General features: G+C 63.2%; 14 protein-coding genes. 8 read left to right on the top strand and 6 right to left on the bottom strand.

What is annotated here, in order from left to right:
• Positions 1 to 32: 32 nt before the first annotated feature.
• The gene (locus tag BJ985_RS10710; protein ID WP_005322646.1) at positions 33 to 347 is read right to left on the bottom strand and encodes a DUF3017 domain-containing protein; all 315 of its coding nucleotides are present in this window, start codon (positions 345 to 347) and stop codon (positions 33 to 35) included.
• Positions 344 to 1,192 carry a bifunctional methylenetetrahydrofolate dehydrogenase/methenyltetrahydrofolate cyclohydrolase gene (locus tag BJ985_RS10705; RefSeq protein WP_150850691.1) on the bottom strand — a complete coding sequence of 283 codons (849 nt, stop codon included), beginning with the start codon at positions 1,190 to 1,192 and terminating at the stop codon, positions 344 to 346. Before BJ985_RS10705 ends, BJ985_RS10710 begins: the two co-directional genes overlap by 4 nt.
• 23 nt (positions 1,193 to 1,215) lie before the next feature.
• Here BJ985_RS10705 and BJ985_RS10700 point away from each other — a divergent pair, with 23 nt between their 5' ends.
• Complete coding sequence (locus BJ985_RS10700) at positions 1,216 to 1,686, top strand: tRNA (cytidine(34)-2'-O)-methyltransferase (RefSeq protein WP_005322648.1); 471 nt, start codon at positions 1,216 to 1,218, stop codon at positions 1,684 to 1,686.
• Here the strand turns inward: BJ985_RS10700 and BJ985_RS10695 are convergent.
• Both BJ985_RS10695 and BJ985_RS10690 read right to left on the bottom strand, forming a co-directional pair.
• Complete coding sequence (locus tag BJ985_RS10695; protein ID WP_179387421.1) at positions 1,670 to 3,022, bottom strand: PH domain-containing protein; 1,353 nt, start codon at positions 3,020 to 3,022, stop codon at positions 1,670 to 1,672. The genes BJ985_RS10700 and BJ985_RS10695 overlap by 17 nt on opposite strands.
• The gene (locus BJ985_RS10690; RefSeq protein ID WP_179387420.1) at positions 3,019 to 3,480 is read right to left on the bottom strand and encodes a PH domain-containing protein; all 462 of its coding nucleotides are present in this window, start codon (positions 3,478 to 3,480) and stop codon (positions 3,019 to 3,021) included. Before BJ985_RS10690 ends, BJ985_RS10695 begins: the two co-directional genes overlap by 4 nt.
• A 111-nt stretch (positions 3,481 to 3,591) precedes the next feature.
• On the opposite strand from BJ985_RS10690, the gene BJ985_RS10685 reads away from it, so the two are divergent.
• Genes BJ985_RS10685 through BJ985_RS10670 form a run of 4 tightly spaced genes read left to right on the top strand, consistent with a single transcriptional unit; the run spans position 3,592 to position 5,154 of the window.
• A complete protein-coding gene (locus BJ985_RS10685; protein WP_218840718.1) occupies positions 3,592 to 4,140 on the top strand; it encodes a hypothetical protein in 549 nt (182 codons plus the stop codon).
• Positions 4,133 to 4,351 carry a helix-turn-helix domain-containing protein gene (locus tag BJ985_RS10680; RefSeq protein ID WP_034667872.1) on the top strand — a complete coding sequence of 73 codons (219 nt, stop codon included), beginning with the start codon at positions 4,133 to 4,135 and terminating at the stop codon, positions 4,349 to 4,351. Before BJ985_RS10685 ends, BJ985_RS10680 begins: the two co-directional genes overlap by 8 nt.
• A 42-nt stretch (positions 4,352 to 4,393) precedes the next feature.
• Positions 4,394 to 4,657 (top strand): helix-turn-helix transcriptional regulator, encoded by a 264-nt coding sequence (locus BJ985_RS10675; RefSeq protein WP_005322660.1) that lies wholly within the window; start codon positions 4,394 to 4,396, stop codon positions 4,655 to 4,657.
• A complete protein-coding gene (locus BJ985_RS10670) occupies positions 4,657 to 5,154 on the top strand; it encodes a hypothetical protein (protein ID WP_179387419.1) in 498 nt (165 codons plus the stop codon). Before BJ985_RS10675 ends, BJ985_RS10670 begins: the two co-directional genes overlap by 1 nt.
• Here the strand turns inward: BJ985_RS10670 and BJ985_RS10665 are convergent.
• Complete coding sequence (locus BJ985_RS10665) at positions 5,151 to 8,270, bottom strand: error-prone DNA polymerase (RefSeq protein WP_179387418.1); 3,120 nt, start codon at positions 8,268 to 8,270, stop codon at positions 5,151 to 5,153. The genes BJ985_RS10670 and BJ985_RS10665 overlap by 4 nt on opposite strands.
• A gap of 137 nt (positions 8,271 to 8,407) precedes the next feature.
• On the opposite strand from BJ985_RS10665, the gene BJ985_RS10660 reads away from it, so the two are divergent.
• From BJ985_RS10660 to BJ985_RS10650, 3 genes are all read left to right on the top strand, one after another.
• The gene (locus BJ985_RS10660) at positions 8,408 to 9,271 is read left to right on the top strand and encodes a MetQ/NlpA family ABC transporter substrate-binding protein (protein ID WP_179387417.1); all 864 of its coding nucleotides are present in this window, start codon (positions 8,408 to 8,410) and stop codon (positions 9,269 to 9,271) included.
• A 70-nt stretch (positions 9,272 to 9,341) separates the two neighbouring features.
• Positions 9,342 to 10,379: a methionine ABC transporter ATP-binding protein gene (locus BJ985_RS10655; RefSeq protein ID WP_005322668.1), complete on the top strand. Its 1,038-nt coding sequence runs from the start codon at positions 9,342 to 9,344 to the stop codon at positions 10,377 to 10,379.
• Positions 10,376 to 11,056 (top strand): methionine ABC transporter permease, encoded by a 681-nt coding sequence (locus BJ985_RS10650; protein WP_005326808.1) that lies wholly within the window; start codon positions 10,376 to 10,378, stop codon positions 11,054 to 11,056. The genes BJ985_RS10655 and BJ985_RS10650 overlap by 4 nt, the downstream gene beginning before the upstream one ends.
• Before the next feature lie 36 nt (positions 11,057 to 11,092).
• On the opposite strand, the gene BJ985_RS10645 is transcribed toward BJ985_RS10650, so the two are convergent.
• Positions 11,093 to 11,953 carry a sucrase ferredoxin gene (locus BJ985_RS10645; protein WP_179387416.1) on the bottom strand — a complete coding sequence of 287 codons (861 nt, stop codon included), beginning with the start codon at positions 11,951 to 11,953 and terminating at the stop codon, positions 11,093 to 11,095.
• Positions 11,954 to 12,006 lie beyond the last annotated feature (53 nt).

The following is a 12,006-nucleotide window of genomic DNA, read 5'->3' as shown; positions in this document are numbered from 1 at the left end:
GGGTGATGATTCTACAAAAAGCCTGTGGACAACTAGCTGCCGAGCGAATCCACGGAGAAGGCCAAAAAGGCCATCACGGCGCCGAGTAGGCCAGTAAAGCAGGCGTCGAAGCGGCGCGAGCGCACGGCCAGCACGCCGACGCGGCGGGAATCGCAGGTAAGGCGAACCACGGTGAGCCACAGCAGGGCGAGGCCGAGGAGGAACGTGGCCCGGCGCCAGTACTCGAAGACGGCGTAGCCGCCGGAGACCACCACGCCGGCCACGAAGATGCCGATGGCCGCCCACTGCGCGGCGGGCGGCAGCGAGGAGGGCGGAAGGCCGGCGTCGTGCGGGTTGTCTAGATTCACGCCAGCTTTTCCGCGCGCTCGACGATATTGCGCACCAAGAAGGCGCGGGTCAGCGGGCCGACGCCGCCCGGGTTCGGCGAGACGAATCCGGCCTTGTCCCAGCAGTCTGGGTGGATGTCGCCGGTGAGCTTGCCGTCGACGCGGGAGACTCCGACGTCGAGAAGCGCGGCGCCTTCCTTAATCATGTCCGCGGTGAGCATGTGGGGCTGGCCGGCGGCGGCGATGACGATATCGGCCTCGCGGGTCTCGGCGGCCAGGTCCTTGGTGCCGGTGTGGCAGAGGGTGACGGTGGAGTTCTCGCTGCGGCGGGTAAGCATCAGGCCGATGGGACGACCCACGGTCACGCCGCGGCCGATGACCACGGTCTTGGCGCCGTCAAGCTCAACGCCGAAGCGGCGCAGCAGGTGCAGGCAGCCGTTCGGGGTACAAGGCAGGGGCGCGTCCTCGTTGAGCACGAGCTTGCCCAGGTTGACCGGGTGCAGGCCGTCGGCATCCTTTTCGGGGTCGATGCGCTCGAGGATGGCGTTTTCGTCTAGGTGCTTGGGCAACGGGAGCTGGACGATGTAGCCGGTGCAGGCGTCATCGGCGTTGAGCTCATCGATAACGGCCTCAAGTTCTTCCTGCGTAATATCGGCCGGCAGGTCCTTGCGGATGGAGTTGATGCCGAGCTTTTCGCAGTCGCGGTGCTTCATCTTCACATAGGACTGGGAGCCGGGGTCCTCGCCCACAAGAACAGTGGCGAGGCCGGGCGTAATCCCCTTGTCCTTCAGTGCGGCCACGCGCTGGGCGAGGTCGGCGAAAATCTCGTCGCGGTACAGTGTGCCATCTAGTTTGGTAGCGCTCATAGCCACCATCCTAGACTGAAGGCATGAGCCAGCTGCACATTGTCTTTGATAACCCGGTCATTCCTACTAATACGGGCAACGCCATCCGCACGGCCGCGGTAACGGGCGCGAGCCTGCACCTGATTGAGCCGCTGGGCTTTAATTTCGACGATAAGCACTTAAAGCGCGCCGGGCTGGATTATCACGATCTGGCCGATGTGCAGATTCACAAGGATTTTCAGGCCTGCATGGATGCGCTGCCGGGGGCGCGCGTATTCGCGTTTACCACGCATACGGATAAGTGGTTTACGGATATCGAATACCAAGAGGGCGATGTCTTGCTCTTCGGCACGGAGCCGACCGGCCTGCCGGAAGAGCATATTAACCATCCGCGCGTGACGGACCGCGTGCGCATTCCGATGGTGCCGGCTAGGCGCTCGATGAACCTGTCGAATTCGGCGTCGACGGCCGTATTCGAGGCGTGGCGCCAGCTGGGTTTTAACGGGGCGGTTTAAGTCCTGGCAGCTGGCGGGAGCGCAGGCGGGCAAGGAGTGCGGTGGCGTCGGCAAGCGTGAGGTTGCGCGCGGCCATGCGCACGGGCCCTTGGACTAGGTCGAGGTCGACGGTGGCTAGGCCGAGCGCCTGGGAAATCGGCCCGCGGCGGTAGGTGAGCTCCTGGATATGGGAGGTGTGGATGGCCTTGACCCGGCGGTTGAGCCGGCCATTGCGCACGATGACGTAGTCGCCGGTAAGCGCGACGGTTTGCTGGCGGTAGTCCAGCGGGGAGACCCACTTGGCGCGGGCCGGCGAGGCGTAGGTGGGCGCGGCGTCGGCCGGGAGGAATTGCCGGGCTTGGACGAGGGTGCCCACCGGCAGGATTCGAGTGGAGCCAGAAGCCTTGCCGCTTGCCGACGCCCCATATCCCGCCACCGAAACCCTCACCTCGTACCAGCCCAGCGGCCGCCAGAGGAAGGGCTGGGTAATTTGTACGGCGTGGATGCGGTCGAGGCGGATGCTTTGGCGGCGGCGATCGGCCAGGCCGTAGGTGATGTTGAGTACCTCGCCGTCGGTGCGGGCGGTGTAGCGCCAGGAAGAATCGAGCACGTTCCATGCGTTGGGTATCGCGCCGACGAGGATGGGCAGCGCGGTCGACAGCGGTAGCCGGGTGACCACGACGACGATGAGGAAGCCGACGAGGAAAAGCGTGGAGGCGCGCAGCGCGGCTGCCATAAGGGAGCGCGCGATGGGGATTTCGGGCACGAGGGCTGGTTCTTCGGCTGGTTCGGCGGGTGTGTGGGCGCTGGTTGCGTCGGCGGCGGTTGCGTCGATGTCAATGTCCGCGGCCGGTGCGGGTGCGCCGTGAACGCGGGCGAGGATGTCCTCGCGCAGGGCTTCGGCGTCGGCCTTTTTGAGGTACGCGATTTCGATGACGGATGATTGGCCGCCGGCGGTTTCCACGCGCACGGCCGCTAGCCGGAAGAGGCGTGCGATGACGGGTTCGACGACGTCGACGGCCTGGGTGCGGTCATAGCGCGCGGTGCGCAGTTGGGTGGAAAAGAGTCCGCGGCGCAGGGAGAGCTCGTCCCCGCCGAGCTGGTAGCCCATGCGGCGCCACCATAGGCCGGAGGCGAGCCACACGACCGCGCAGACCGCAACGAACCCGGCGAGCGCAAGGGCGGTATCGCGCAGGGCCTCGCCGCGGTGCTCGCCGGTGATGAAGGCGAAGATATCGCGCAAGGCCTCCAGGTTGACGTTGAGGGCGAAGGCCGCGATGAGAGCCAGGATCACTGACCACAGGCGCAGCAGCGGGGTAAGTCGGTGGACGCGGCGGAAGCTTGGCTGGGTGCTCATAGGCCGCTCATCCGTTCGCGGGCTTGGTGGGCAAGGCGGGTGCGGAGGGCGTCGGCAAGCGGGGCTTCCAGGCCCTTGATGGTGGCGTCCGTGCTGGCTGAGGCCGTGTGGAGCTGCAGCTTTTTCAGCCCGAGAGCGCGGTCGATGGGCCCGGAGGTCACGTCGACGAATTGGATGCGGCCGTAGGGCACGACGGTAAAGGAATGCCAGAGCTTGCCGCGAGTGATAAGCAGCTCATCGTCGGTCTCGAGCCAGCCCATGTTGCGCACCTGGGCGGGGATGAGCCAGAGCAGCCAGAAGAAAAGGGCGACGAAAAGCCCGGCCGCCCAGTAGAACCACGGGGTCCACCAAAAACCTGCCGCACCGGCGGCCGCGGCGAGGACAATCATCCAGCTCAGGTGGTGGATATAGCGCGAGGTCACCAGGCGTGGCGAGACGGGATTCATTTCTTCGCTCATAGTTATTGACAGTATCAATCGGGTCCAGCTCTTGCGTCACTTATCGCTAATCGATATTATCGAATTACGACAACATCGAAAGTCGATAAGTTATCGACGGAAAGGATTGTCATGACCACCCCACAACCCGCCCCCAAGGCCGAGCGCCGCGAAATTAATGCGGCAGCCGGTCTCGCCCTCCTCACCATCATCATCCTCGGCCCCACCTACCTGCGCGACCTTGCCACCGGCCGCTTTTCCACCGCACTGAGCGCAGCCATCCCAGAAGGCCTAAGCAAACACAACCTCGACGGCGGACCATTCTGGATACTCACTGCGGCGCTCGTTACCAAAATCGCGGCAATCTTAATCATCGCGTTCTTTGCCTACCGTCTGGTCAGGCCAATGCTTCGCGGGCAGGTTTTTAATACGAAAAATATCCGCCTCCTGAACGGAATGACCGCCGGCATCCTCGTCTGGTTTATCGGACGGTTCGCACTCGAAGGCCTGGGCAATAACTGGGCCTCCTCACAGCTTGGAATCGACTGGTGGGCCAGCCAGGACGGAACATCCCTTGGCGAGCTCGCCCTGCCCTACCTCTTCGTCTGCACCTTGCAGCTCTTCTCGGCCGCCATCAAGCGCGGCTGCAAGCTGGAAGAGGAGGTCGAAGGCCTTGTCTGAAACACAAGAACCCCAGGTGGTTTGCCACCTCGACCGCATCATGGAAGAGCGCGGCGTTACCGGCGCGGGGCTCGCTAGAGAAGTAGGAATCACCCCAGTTAACCTCTCCGTCCTAAAGAATAATCGCGCCAAGGCCGTACGCTTTAGCACCCTGGCAGCACTGTGCACGGCATTGGATTGTCAGCCGGGGGATATCTTCGGCGTCGAGTAACAACCCTTGCCAGGGTGTTGGGTTTATGCAATACTTTGACTCATGTCCCCAAAGAAGAAGCCCTCCGCACCCATTTATAACCGGGTACGCGTGCTGCGCGCCGAGCGGGACATGTCGCGCGCGCAGCTGGCTGAGGCCATCGACGTCAATCCCCAGACCGTCGGAGCCCTCGAGCGCGGGGACCACTCCCCCAGCCTGGACCTAGCCTTTCGCGTCTGCGAAGTCTTTGACCTTCCGGTGGAGGCTATCTTTTCCCGCCAGGAATTTGCCCCTATGTCCACTGAAATCTATAGGAAGAATTCCTAATGGCTACCACAATTCCCGCCTCTGTTTCCCGCCGCAAGCGCTTGATCCTAGCCGGCGACATTTTTCTCGGCCTGGCCATCGTGGCGGCGGCCCTGCACTTCTTCGCGCTTGGCTTGTCTAATCTGCTGTGGTCGATAGCTGGCATTGCGGCGACCATGTGCACCACGTGGCTGCGCCAGTCCATTCGGCACCTCGACGTTCCCACTACGGAAATGGATGAGTACGAGCTGCGCCTGCATACCGACGCCCGCGACAAAGGCCTGAAAACCGCATTGGCCACGGCCATAGTGCTCTTCCTCGTCGCCGGCGCCACCGCTTTTGGGCTGCGCTTCTTCGGCGCGGAGCACGTTGCGGTGGAGCAGGCGACCTCGGGGGCCAATATCGCCATCTTCTTTGCCAAGCTCATCTATATCCAGCTGCTGTGGATTCCGTTTGCGGTAGCCAAGGAATTGGCCAATAAGCTCAACGCGGACGAGCTGCGCGGCGGCGGCAACTAGCGGAAGTCGCGGGAGCCGCGGGAGAGGAATTCACCAAAGTCCAACGGCTCGAGCTTATCCGCGACCACGCTGACCGCGCCGGTGGCATTTTGCACGATGCCGCGGATGATCATTGCCCGGGCGGTGCGGGCCAGAACTTTATGCCGCGACCACAATCCGGGTGAGACCATCACGTTCATCAAACCGGTTTCATCCTCGACGCCCAAAAAGGTCAGGCCAGAAGCAGTACGTGGGCGCTGGCGGTGAGTAATAATGCCCGCGATGCGCACGCGGGTGCCATCGGGGATATGGGGAAGCTGGGAGGCAGGGAGGACGTCGGCAAGCGAGGCACGCACCAGCTCCATCGGCTGCTGATTATGGGTCACGCCAGTAGCGGCAACGTCGGTAGCCATGAGCTCAAACGCAGACATACCGGGCAGGTGCGGCGAAGCCAGGGCGGAGGTACCAGGCAACATGCCCTCGCGCTCGGTGGCGGCGACGCCAGCCTGCCACAGCGCTTGGCGACGATCCAGCCCCAGACACTCCAACGCCCCGGCCGTAGCCAGCGCCTCCACCTGCTCCACGCTGAGATCCGCCCGGCGCGAAAGATCGGACACGCTAGCAAAAGGCGCGGCCACCTCCACCCGCTCGGCGGCGGACTCCCCTAGCCCCTTGATGAGGTTAAGGCCCAAGCGAATCTCGGCCGAGCCCGTCGCGCGGGCCTGGGCGCCGGAGTCATTAATGCTTACCGGCAGCACCTGCACGCCGTGACGACGGGCGTCTTGGATGAGCGACTGCGGGGAATAGAAACCCATCGGCTGTGCGCGCAGCAATCCCACGCAGAATTCCGCCGGGTAGTGGTACTTAAACCACGCGGAAAAATACACGAGCGAGGCAAAGGACTGCGAGTGCGACTCCGGAAAACCATAGGCGGCGAAGGCCACGATTTTGGCCCACAGCTTTTCTGCCACCTCGCCCTCGATACCGTTGGTCTCGCGCAGGCCGGCAAAGAAGCGGCTGCGCAGCGCGGCCATCTTTTCCGGTGAGCGCTTCGAGCCCATGGCGCGGCGCAGATCATCGGCCTCGGCACCGGAGAAGCCGGCGGCGTCGACCGCGATCTGCATCAACTGCTCCTGAAAAAGCGGGATGCCCAGCGTCTTGCCCAGCGATTTTTCCAGCACCGGATGGTCATAAGCCACCTCCTCAAGGCCATCGCGGCGGCGCAGGTAGGGGTGCACGGACCCGCCCTGGATGGGGCCGGGGCGAATGAGCGCGACCTCGACCACCAAGTCAAAGAAGCGGCGCGGCTTCAGACGCGGCAGCGTGGCTAGCTGCGCACGGGATTCCACCTGGAAGACGCCCACCGCATCGGCGCGGCAGAGCATGTCATAAACTTCCGGCTCGGCAAGGTCGAGCTCCCACAGGTGCACCTCGCGGCCGGTGGTGGCGCGCACGGCATCAATCATGTGGTGCAGCGCCTCCAGCATGCCCAGGCCCAAGAGGTCGAATTTCACCAGGCCGGCGGCCGCGCAATCGTCCTTATCCCACTGCAGCACGGAACGATTTTCCATGCGCGCCCATTCCATGGGCACGACGTCCGCAATGGGCCGATCGCACAGCACCATGCCGCCGGAGTGGATGCCCAGGTGGCGGGGCTGGCCGAGGAATTGCTCGGCTAAAGAGGAGACGTCGGCAGGCGGCTCGGAGGTACCTTTCGACCACGCATCGGCCGAGCCCTGCGGGTAGCCCAACGCGCGGGCGGCATCGCGGGTAGCTCCCTTGCGGCGATAGGTAATGACATTGGCCACCTGCGCGGCGCGATCGCGGCCGTGGGTGCGGTAGACATACTGGATGACTTCCTCGCGGCGGCCGGACTCGATGTCGATATCAATATCGGGCGGGCCATCGCGGTCCGGGGAGAGAAAGCGCTCGAAAAGCAGCTGCGCGGAGATGGGCTCCGCATTGGTAATGCCCAGCGCAAAGCACACCGCGGAGTTGGCGGCCGAGCCGCGGCCTTGGCACAGAATATTCTCGCGGCGGCAAAAATCCACCAGGTCGCACACAATCAGGAAGTAGCCGGGGAAGCCCAGCTGCTTGATGACGCCCAGCTCATGCCGAATCTGTTTCCTTGCCGCCTGCCTAATCTCGGCCGGGCGCGAGGCATAGCGGTCCTTGGCGCGGCGCCAGACCTCATGCTCCAGCCAGCTCATTTCGGTGTACCCCTCCGGCACCGGAAAATGCGGCAGGTTGGGCGCAAGGGCGTCCCAGGTAAAGGAGCACTCGCGGGCGAGCGCCACGGTTTCGGCGATGAGCTCCGGCCGATCCGGCAAGAGTTGCGCCATCTGCTCGCCGGATCGCAGCCAGCCAGCCCCCATGGGGTGGGCATGCGGCGCGGCGGCCGCAAGAGATTCGCGCCGGGCTAGGGCACGCTTGGCGGCGGCGAGCCGAGTTTGGTCGCGGGTCGCGGCCGCGGGCCGTGCGGTTGCGATGGCCCGCAGGTTATTGTATTTATCGAGGAAACGGTGCCGATCCGCATCCTCGGGGGACATGCTGCAAGAATATTCGAGAACTATGCTGTCTATTTTTATTCTTTCGAGCAGGTTATCGATTTCTGCTAGCGCCTCCGGCCCCACCAGAAAGAAGCACTCCCCTTCCAGTTCGCGCGCCACCTCATCCAAGGGCGGATAGGCTACGCGATCCTTCTCCCCGGCTTCCATCCGGGCGCGCGCGATGAGGCGCGACAGGCGGCGATAGCCCTCCGGAGTGCGCGCCAGCACGGTCACCGGAGCCTCCGCGAGCGATAGCTCCGCGCCATATACGGCCGGAAGGCCTGCTTTAGCAGCAGCTTCGGCGAATTTCATGAGTCCATAAAAACCATCGCGGTCCACGATGGCCAACCCCTCAAGGCCTAGCTCCACAGCCCGGGCCACCAGTTCCTCCGGCTCGGCGGCGCCGTCGAGAAAGCTATAAGAACTTACCGCGTGCAACTCCGCAAAGGGGACGGCGGAGTGACCGCGCCGAGCAGCATCCGCTGGCCCGCGAAGGTGATTAACCGGTACGGGCACAACAGATTCGCGGCCGGAGAGAATTCGCTCCACCCGCGACCAGGACAGCGCCCTTCCACCATTAAATTCCACTCCAGACAGCGTAATATCGAATCATTGTTCTAGACAAGCCGGTGGGACGTGATACCCACAATAGACAAAGCGGTTCGCTGATTGCTAAGTTGCTAAACAGACAAATTATTTCACCTCCTACAAGAAGGGGATTCCCCATGCAGATCCGTCGCGTAGTGGCTGCTACCGCCGCCGTAACCATCGCCGCCACCAGCCTGGTGGCATGCTCTTCCGACTCCGATGACTCCAAGACCATCAAAGTCGGCACCACCGATGACGCAAAGAAGGCTTGGGTAGCGTTCGAGCAGGAAGCAAAGAACGCAGGCTATGACATCGATATCCAGCCTTTCGCGGATTACAACACCCCGAACCAGGCTCTGGACCAGGGCGAGCTGGATACCAATAACTTCCAGCACCTGAAGTTCTTGGCGGAGTATAACCACGGCAACGGCACCAACCTGGTGCCTATCGTGGCTACCGAGATCGTGCCGCTAGCACTGTTCTGGAAGGACCACGACTCCCTCGACGGCATCGAGGGCGAAAAAGTCGCCATCCCGAACGACTCCACCAACCAGGCCCGCGCCATCAACGTGCTGGTTCAGGCCGGCCTTCTCACCCTGAAGGACAAGGACAACCTGGAGCCCACCCCGCTGGACATCGATGAGAAGAAGTCCAAGGTCAAGGTCACCCCGGTAGACGCGGCACAGACCACGTCCGCACACGGCGAGGGCACCCCGGCGATTATCAATAACTCCTTCCTGGAGCGCGCCGGCATCGACCCAGCCACCGCTATCTTCCAGGACGATCCGAACTCTGAAGAGGCAGAGCCGTACATCAACGTCTTCGCCGTCCGCGAGGAAGACGCCGATAACGAGGACATCAAGAAGCTCGCCGAGCTATGGCACAGCGACGCCGTCCAGGAGGGCGTTGACGAAGACTCCGCCGGCACCTCCGTCGAGGTAGAGCGCAGCCAGGAGGATCTGCAGAAGATCCTGGATAAGCTCGAAGCAGATCTGGACTAATCACCCTTGCTTTTACCCCGCCGGAGACCCCGGCGGGGTTTGGCACTTTCCTAGCTAAGGACGCAAACACGTGGCAGATTCCACCCACCGCGGCACCCGCATTGAGTTCCGCGAGATCACCAAGATCTTTAAGCAGAAAAAAGCGCGAATTAAGGCGCTCGACCATGTCTCCATGACCATTGAGCCTGGCGAAATCGTCGGCATCATTGGTTATTCCGGCGCCGGCAAGTCCACCCTCGTGCGCATGATCAACGGCCTGGACACCCCATCCTCTGGCGAGCTACTGCTCGACGAGACCAATATCGTTGGCATGTCCGAGCGGAAACTGCGTGGCATTCGCCGCAATATCGGCATGATCTTCCAGCAGTTCAACCTGATGAGCTCGCGCACCGCGGCCGGCAATATTGAATACCCGCTGCAGCTGCAGGGCGTCGGCAAGCAGGAGCGCGCCCAGCGCGTGCAAGAACTGCTGGACTTCGTCGGCCTGGGAGACAAAGGCAAGAGCTACCCGGAGCAGCTTTCCGGCGGCCAGAAGCAGCGCGTTGGCATTGCCCGTGCGCTGGCCACCAACCCTTCGCTGCTGCTTGCCGACGAAGCCACTTCCGCCCTCGACCCCACCACCACGCAGGAAGTCCTCGACCTGCTGCGCCGGGTGAACAAGGAATTCGGCATCACCATCGTGGTTATTACCCACGAGATGGAAGTCGTTCGCTCCATCGCCGATAAGGTCGCCGTGATGGAAAACGGCCGCGTAGTAGAGCAAGGCAGCGTCTATGAGGTCTTCTCCAACCCGCAGACCTCCGTGGCCGCCAAGTTCGTGGCCACCTCGCTGCGCAACGAACCCGACGTCGTCGAAACCGACGACCTGCTTGCGCACGAAGGCCGCCTGTTTACCATCAACCTGACCGAGGAATCTGGCTTCTTCACCGCCGCCGCTCGGCTCAAGGAAGCCGGCGTGTCCATCGCCGTTGTCCACGGCGGTATCACCACGTTGCAGCAGCATTCCTTTGGCAAGCTGACCGTGCGGCTTAGCGGCGATAATAACGCCATTGAAGAGTTCTACCGCACGCTTTCTACCACCACCCAGATTGAGGAGATTGCACGATGACCGTCACCAACCTCGCCCAAGCCAACTGGGACCGCCTCGGCCCTTCACTAGCCGAGGCCATCGTCGATACCCTCATCATGGTCTCGACCACCCTCATCGTCTCCGGCATCCTCGGCCTTGGCCTGGGCATGCTGCTCTACACCACCCGCACGGGCGGCATCCTGCAAAACAGGTTTGTCTACGTCATTGTGAACCTGCTGGTGAACTTCGTCCGCCCCATCCCGTTCATCATCTTGCTGGCCTTTGCCCAGCCGTTGACCGTCGCTGTAATGGGCGGCTCCATCGGCCGCGGCCCGGCCACCTTCGTCATGGTGATCGCCGCAACCTTCTCCGTGGCCCGCGTGGTGGAGCAAAACCTCGTGGCCATCGATCCCGGTGTTATCGAGGCCGCCCGCTCCATGGGTGCCTCGCCGTGGAAGATCATTACCTCCGTCATCGTTCCGGAGGCCCTCGGCCCGCTGATTCTGGGCTACACCTTCCTGTTCATCGCCATCGTGGATATGTCCGCCATGGCCGGCTACGTCGGTGGCGGCGGCTTGGGCGACTTTGCCATCGTCTACGGCTACCGCGCCTTCGAGTGGGAAGTCACCGTCGTGGCCACACTCATCATCATCGTGCTGGTGCAGGCCGCCCAGTTCCTCGGCAACTGGCTTTCTTCCAAGGTCATGCGCCGCTAGCCCCCGCTTGCCGACGCCGCCCCCACCCCGCGCAGCCTACCCCGCGACCGGCTCCACGCCGGTCGCTACGATGGCCTGGCCTTTCTTCGGCGCATCGCCGCACGAGGAAACCACGCCTTCTACCTCGCGCTCCTCGAGCGCCACGCGCCAGCGCCGGCCGTCAGCGTGGCTGACCTCGCCGCCGTCGGTGGCGGTGAGCTGGCCATAGGAGAGGTCCTCGCCGGCGTCGATAAGCGAGCGGGCCACCGCCAACTCCGCCACCTGGCCGCGCGGGCCGAAAATACCGCGCCCGCGATTTACTGGGTAGAAATACTTCCCCTTCGCCGCCGCCGCAATCATCTGCGCGGCGGCTTCTTTATTCATGCGGCCAAAGGAATAGGCCCATGGCATGAGCATGACCGACGGCGCGAACCGGTGCCCCTTCGTGTGCGAGGTCTCCCACACCATATCCGGATAATCCGCCACCAGCTCCGCAGCCAGCGGCCGGCCCTTGACCGCACAGCACGTATCGCGCTTCGCGTGCGTGCACACCAGCACCAGCGGCGTATCCAAAGCGCCGCCCCCATTGCGGCCAGGCCCGGTCAGGTCCAGATCGAGGATCTTCTCCGGGCCCGTCAGCAGCACGAGTTCCATCACGCCCTGTTCGGCCCACACCAGGTAGCAGCGGTGCATCTTGCCCACCTGGCGGCCATTGCGGCCCGGCCGGCGAATAAGCTGCAGCCCCGCCATGCCCTTCAGCTTGGTCTTGAGCTGCGCCGTGAGCTCCGGCCCAAAGGTATCGCCGTCGAGCACGTCTCGCGACCATCCGCCCGGCCACTCGAAAAGCACATAAACGGATTCCTTCTTCGCCGTGCCTGGCAGCGGCTCTACCTGGATATCTGAACAGAACTCGGTCATATATCTAAGCCTAACCTTTCTGCTTTTCAGCTCACACCCTTGGCAACAATTCG

This window comes from Corynebacterium tuberculostearicum (genome assembly GCF_013408445.1).
GTDB classification, from domain to species: Bacteria; Actinomycetota; Actinomycetes; order Mycobacteriales; family Mycobacteriaceae; genus Corynebacterium; species Corynebacterium tuberculostearicum.
Note: the sequence above shows the minus strand (reverse complement) of the source record. Positions and strands in the feature narration are given on the sequence as shown.

Bases quoted from the DNA above. Each gene is read 5' to 3' on its own strand.
- BJ985_RS10705 (WP_150850691.1), bottom strand. From the start codon at position 1,192: ATGAGCGCTACCAAACTAGATGGCACACTGTACCGCGACGAGATTTTC.
- BJ985_RS10700 (WP_005322648.1), top strand. From the start codon at position 1,216: ATGAGCCAGCTGCACATTGTCTTTGATAACCCGGTCATTCCTACTAAT.
- BJ985_RS10695 (WP_179387421.1), bottom strand. From the start codon at position 3,022: ATGAGCACCCAGCCAAGCTTCCGCCGCGTCCACCGACTTACCCCGCTG.
- BJ985_RS10690 (WP_179387420.1), bottom strand. From the start codon at position 3,480: ATGAGCGAAGAAATGAATCCCGTCTCGCCACGCCTGGTGACCTCGCGC.
- BJ985_RS10685 (WP_218840718.1), top strand. From the start codon at position 3,592: ATGACCACCCCACAACCCGCCCCCAAGGCCGAGCGCCGCGAAATTAAT.
- BJ985_RS10675 (WP_005322660.1), top strand. From the start codon at position 4,394: ATGTCCCCAAAGAAGAAGCCCTCCGCACCCATTTATAACCGGGTACGC.
- BJ985_RS10670 (WP_179387419.1), top strand. From the start codon at position 4,657: ATGGCTACCACAATTCCCGCCTCTGTTTCCCGCCGCAAGCGCTTGATC.
- BJ985_RS10660 (WP_179387417.1), top strand. From the start codon at position 8,408: ATGCAGATCCGTCGCGTAGTGGCTGCTACCGCCGCCGTAACCATCGCC.
- BJ985_RS10650 (WP_005326808.1), top strand. From the start codon at position 10,376: ATGACCGTCACCAACCTCGCCCAAGCCAACTGGGACCGCCTCGGCCCT.
- BJ985_RS10645 (WP_179387416.1), bottom strand. From the start codon at position 11,953: ATGACCGAGTTCTGTTCAGATATCCAGGTAGAGCCGCTGCCAGGCACG.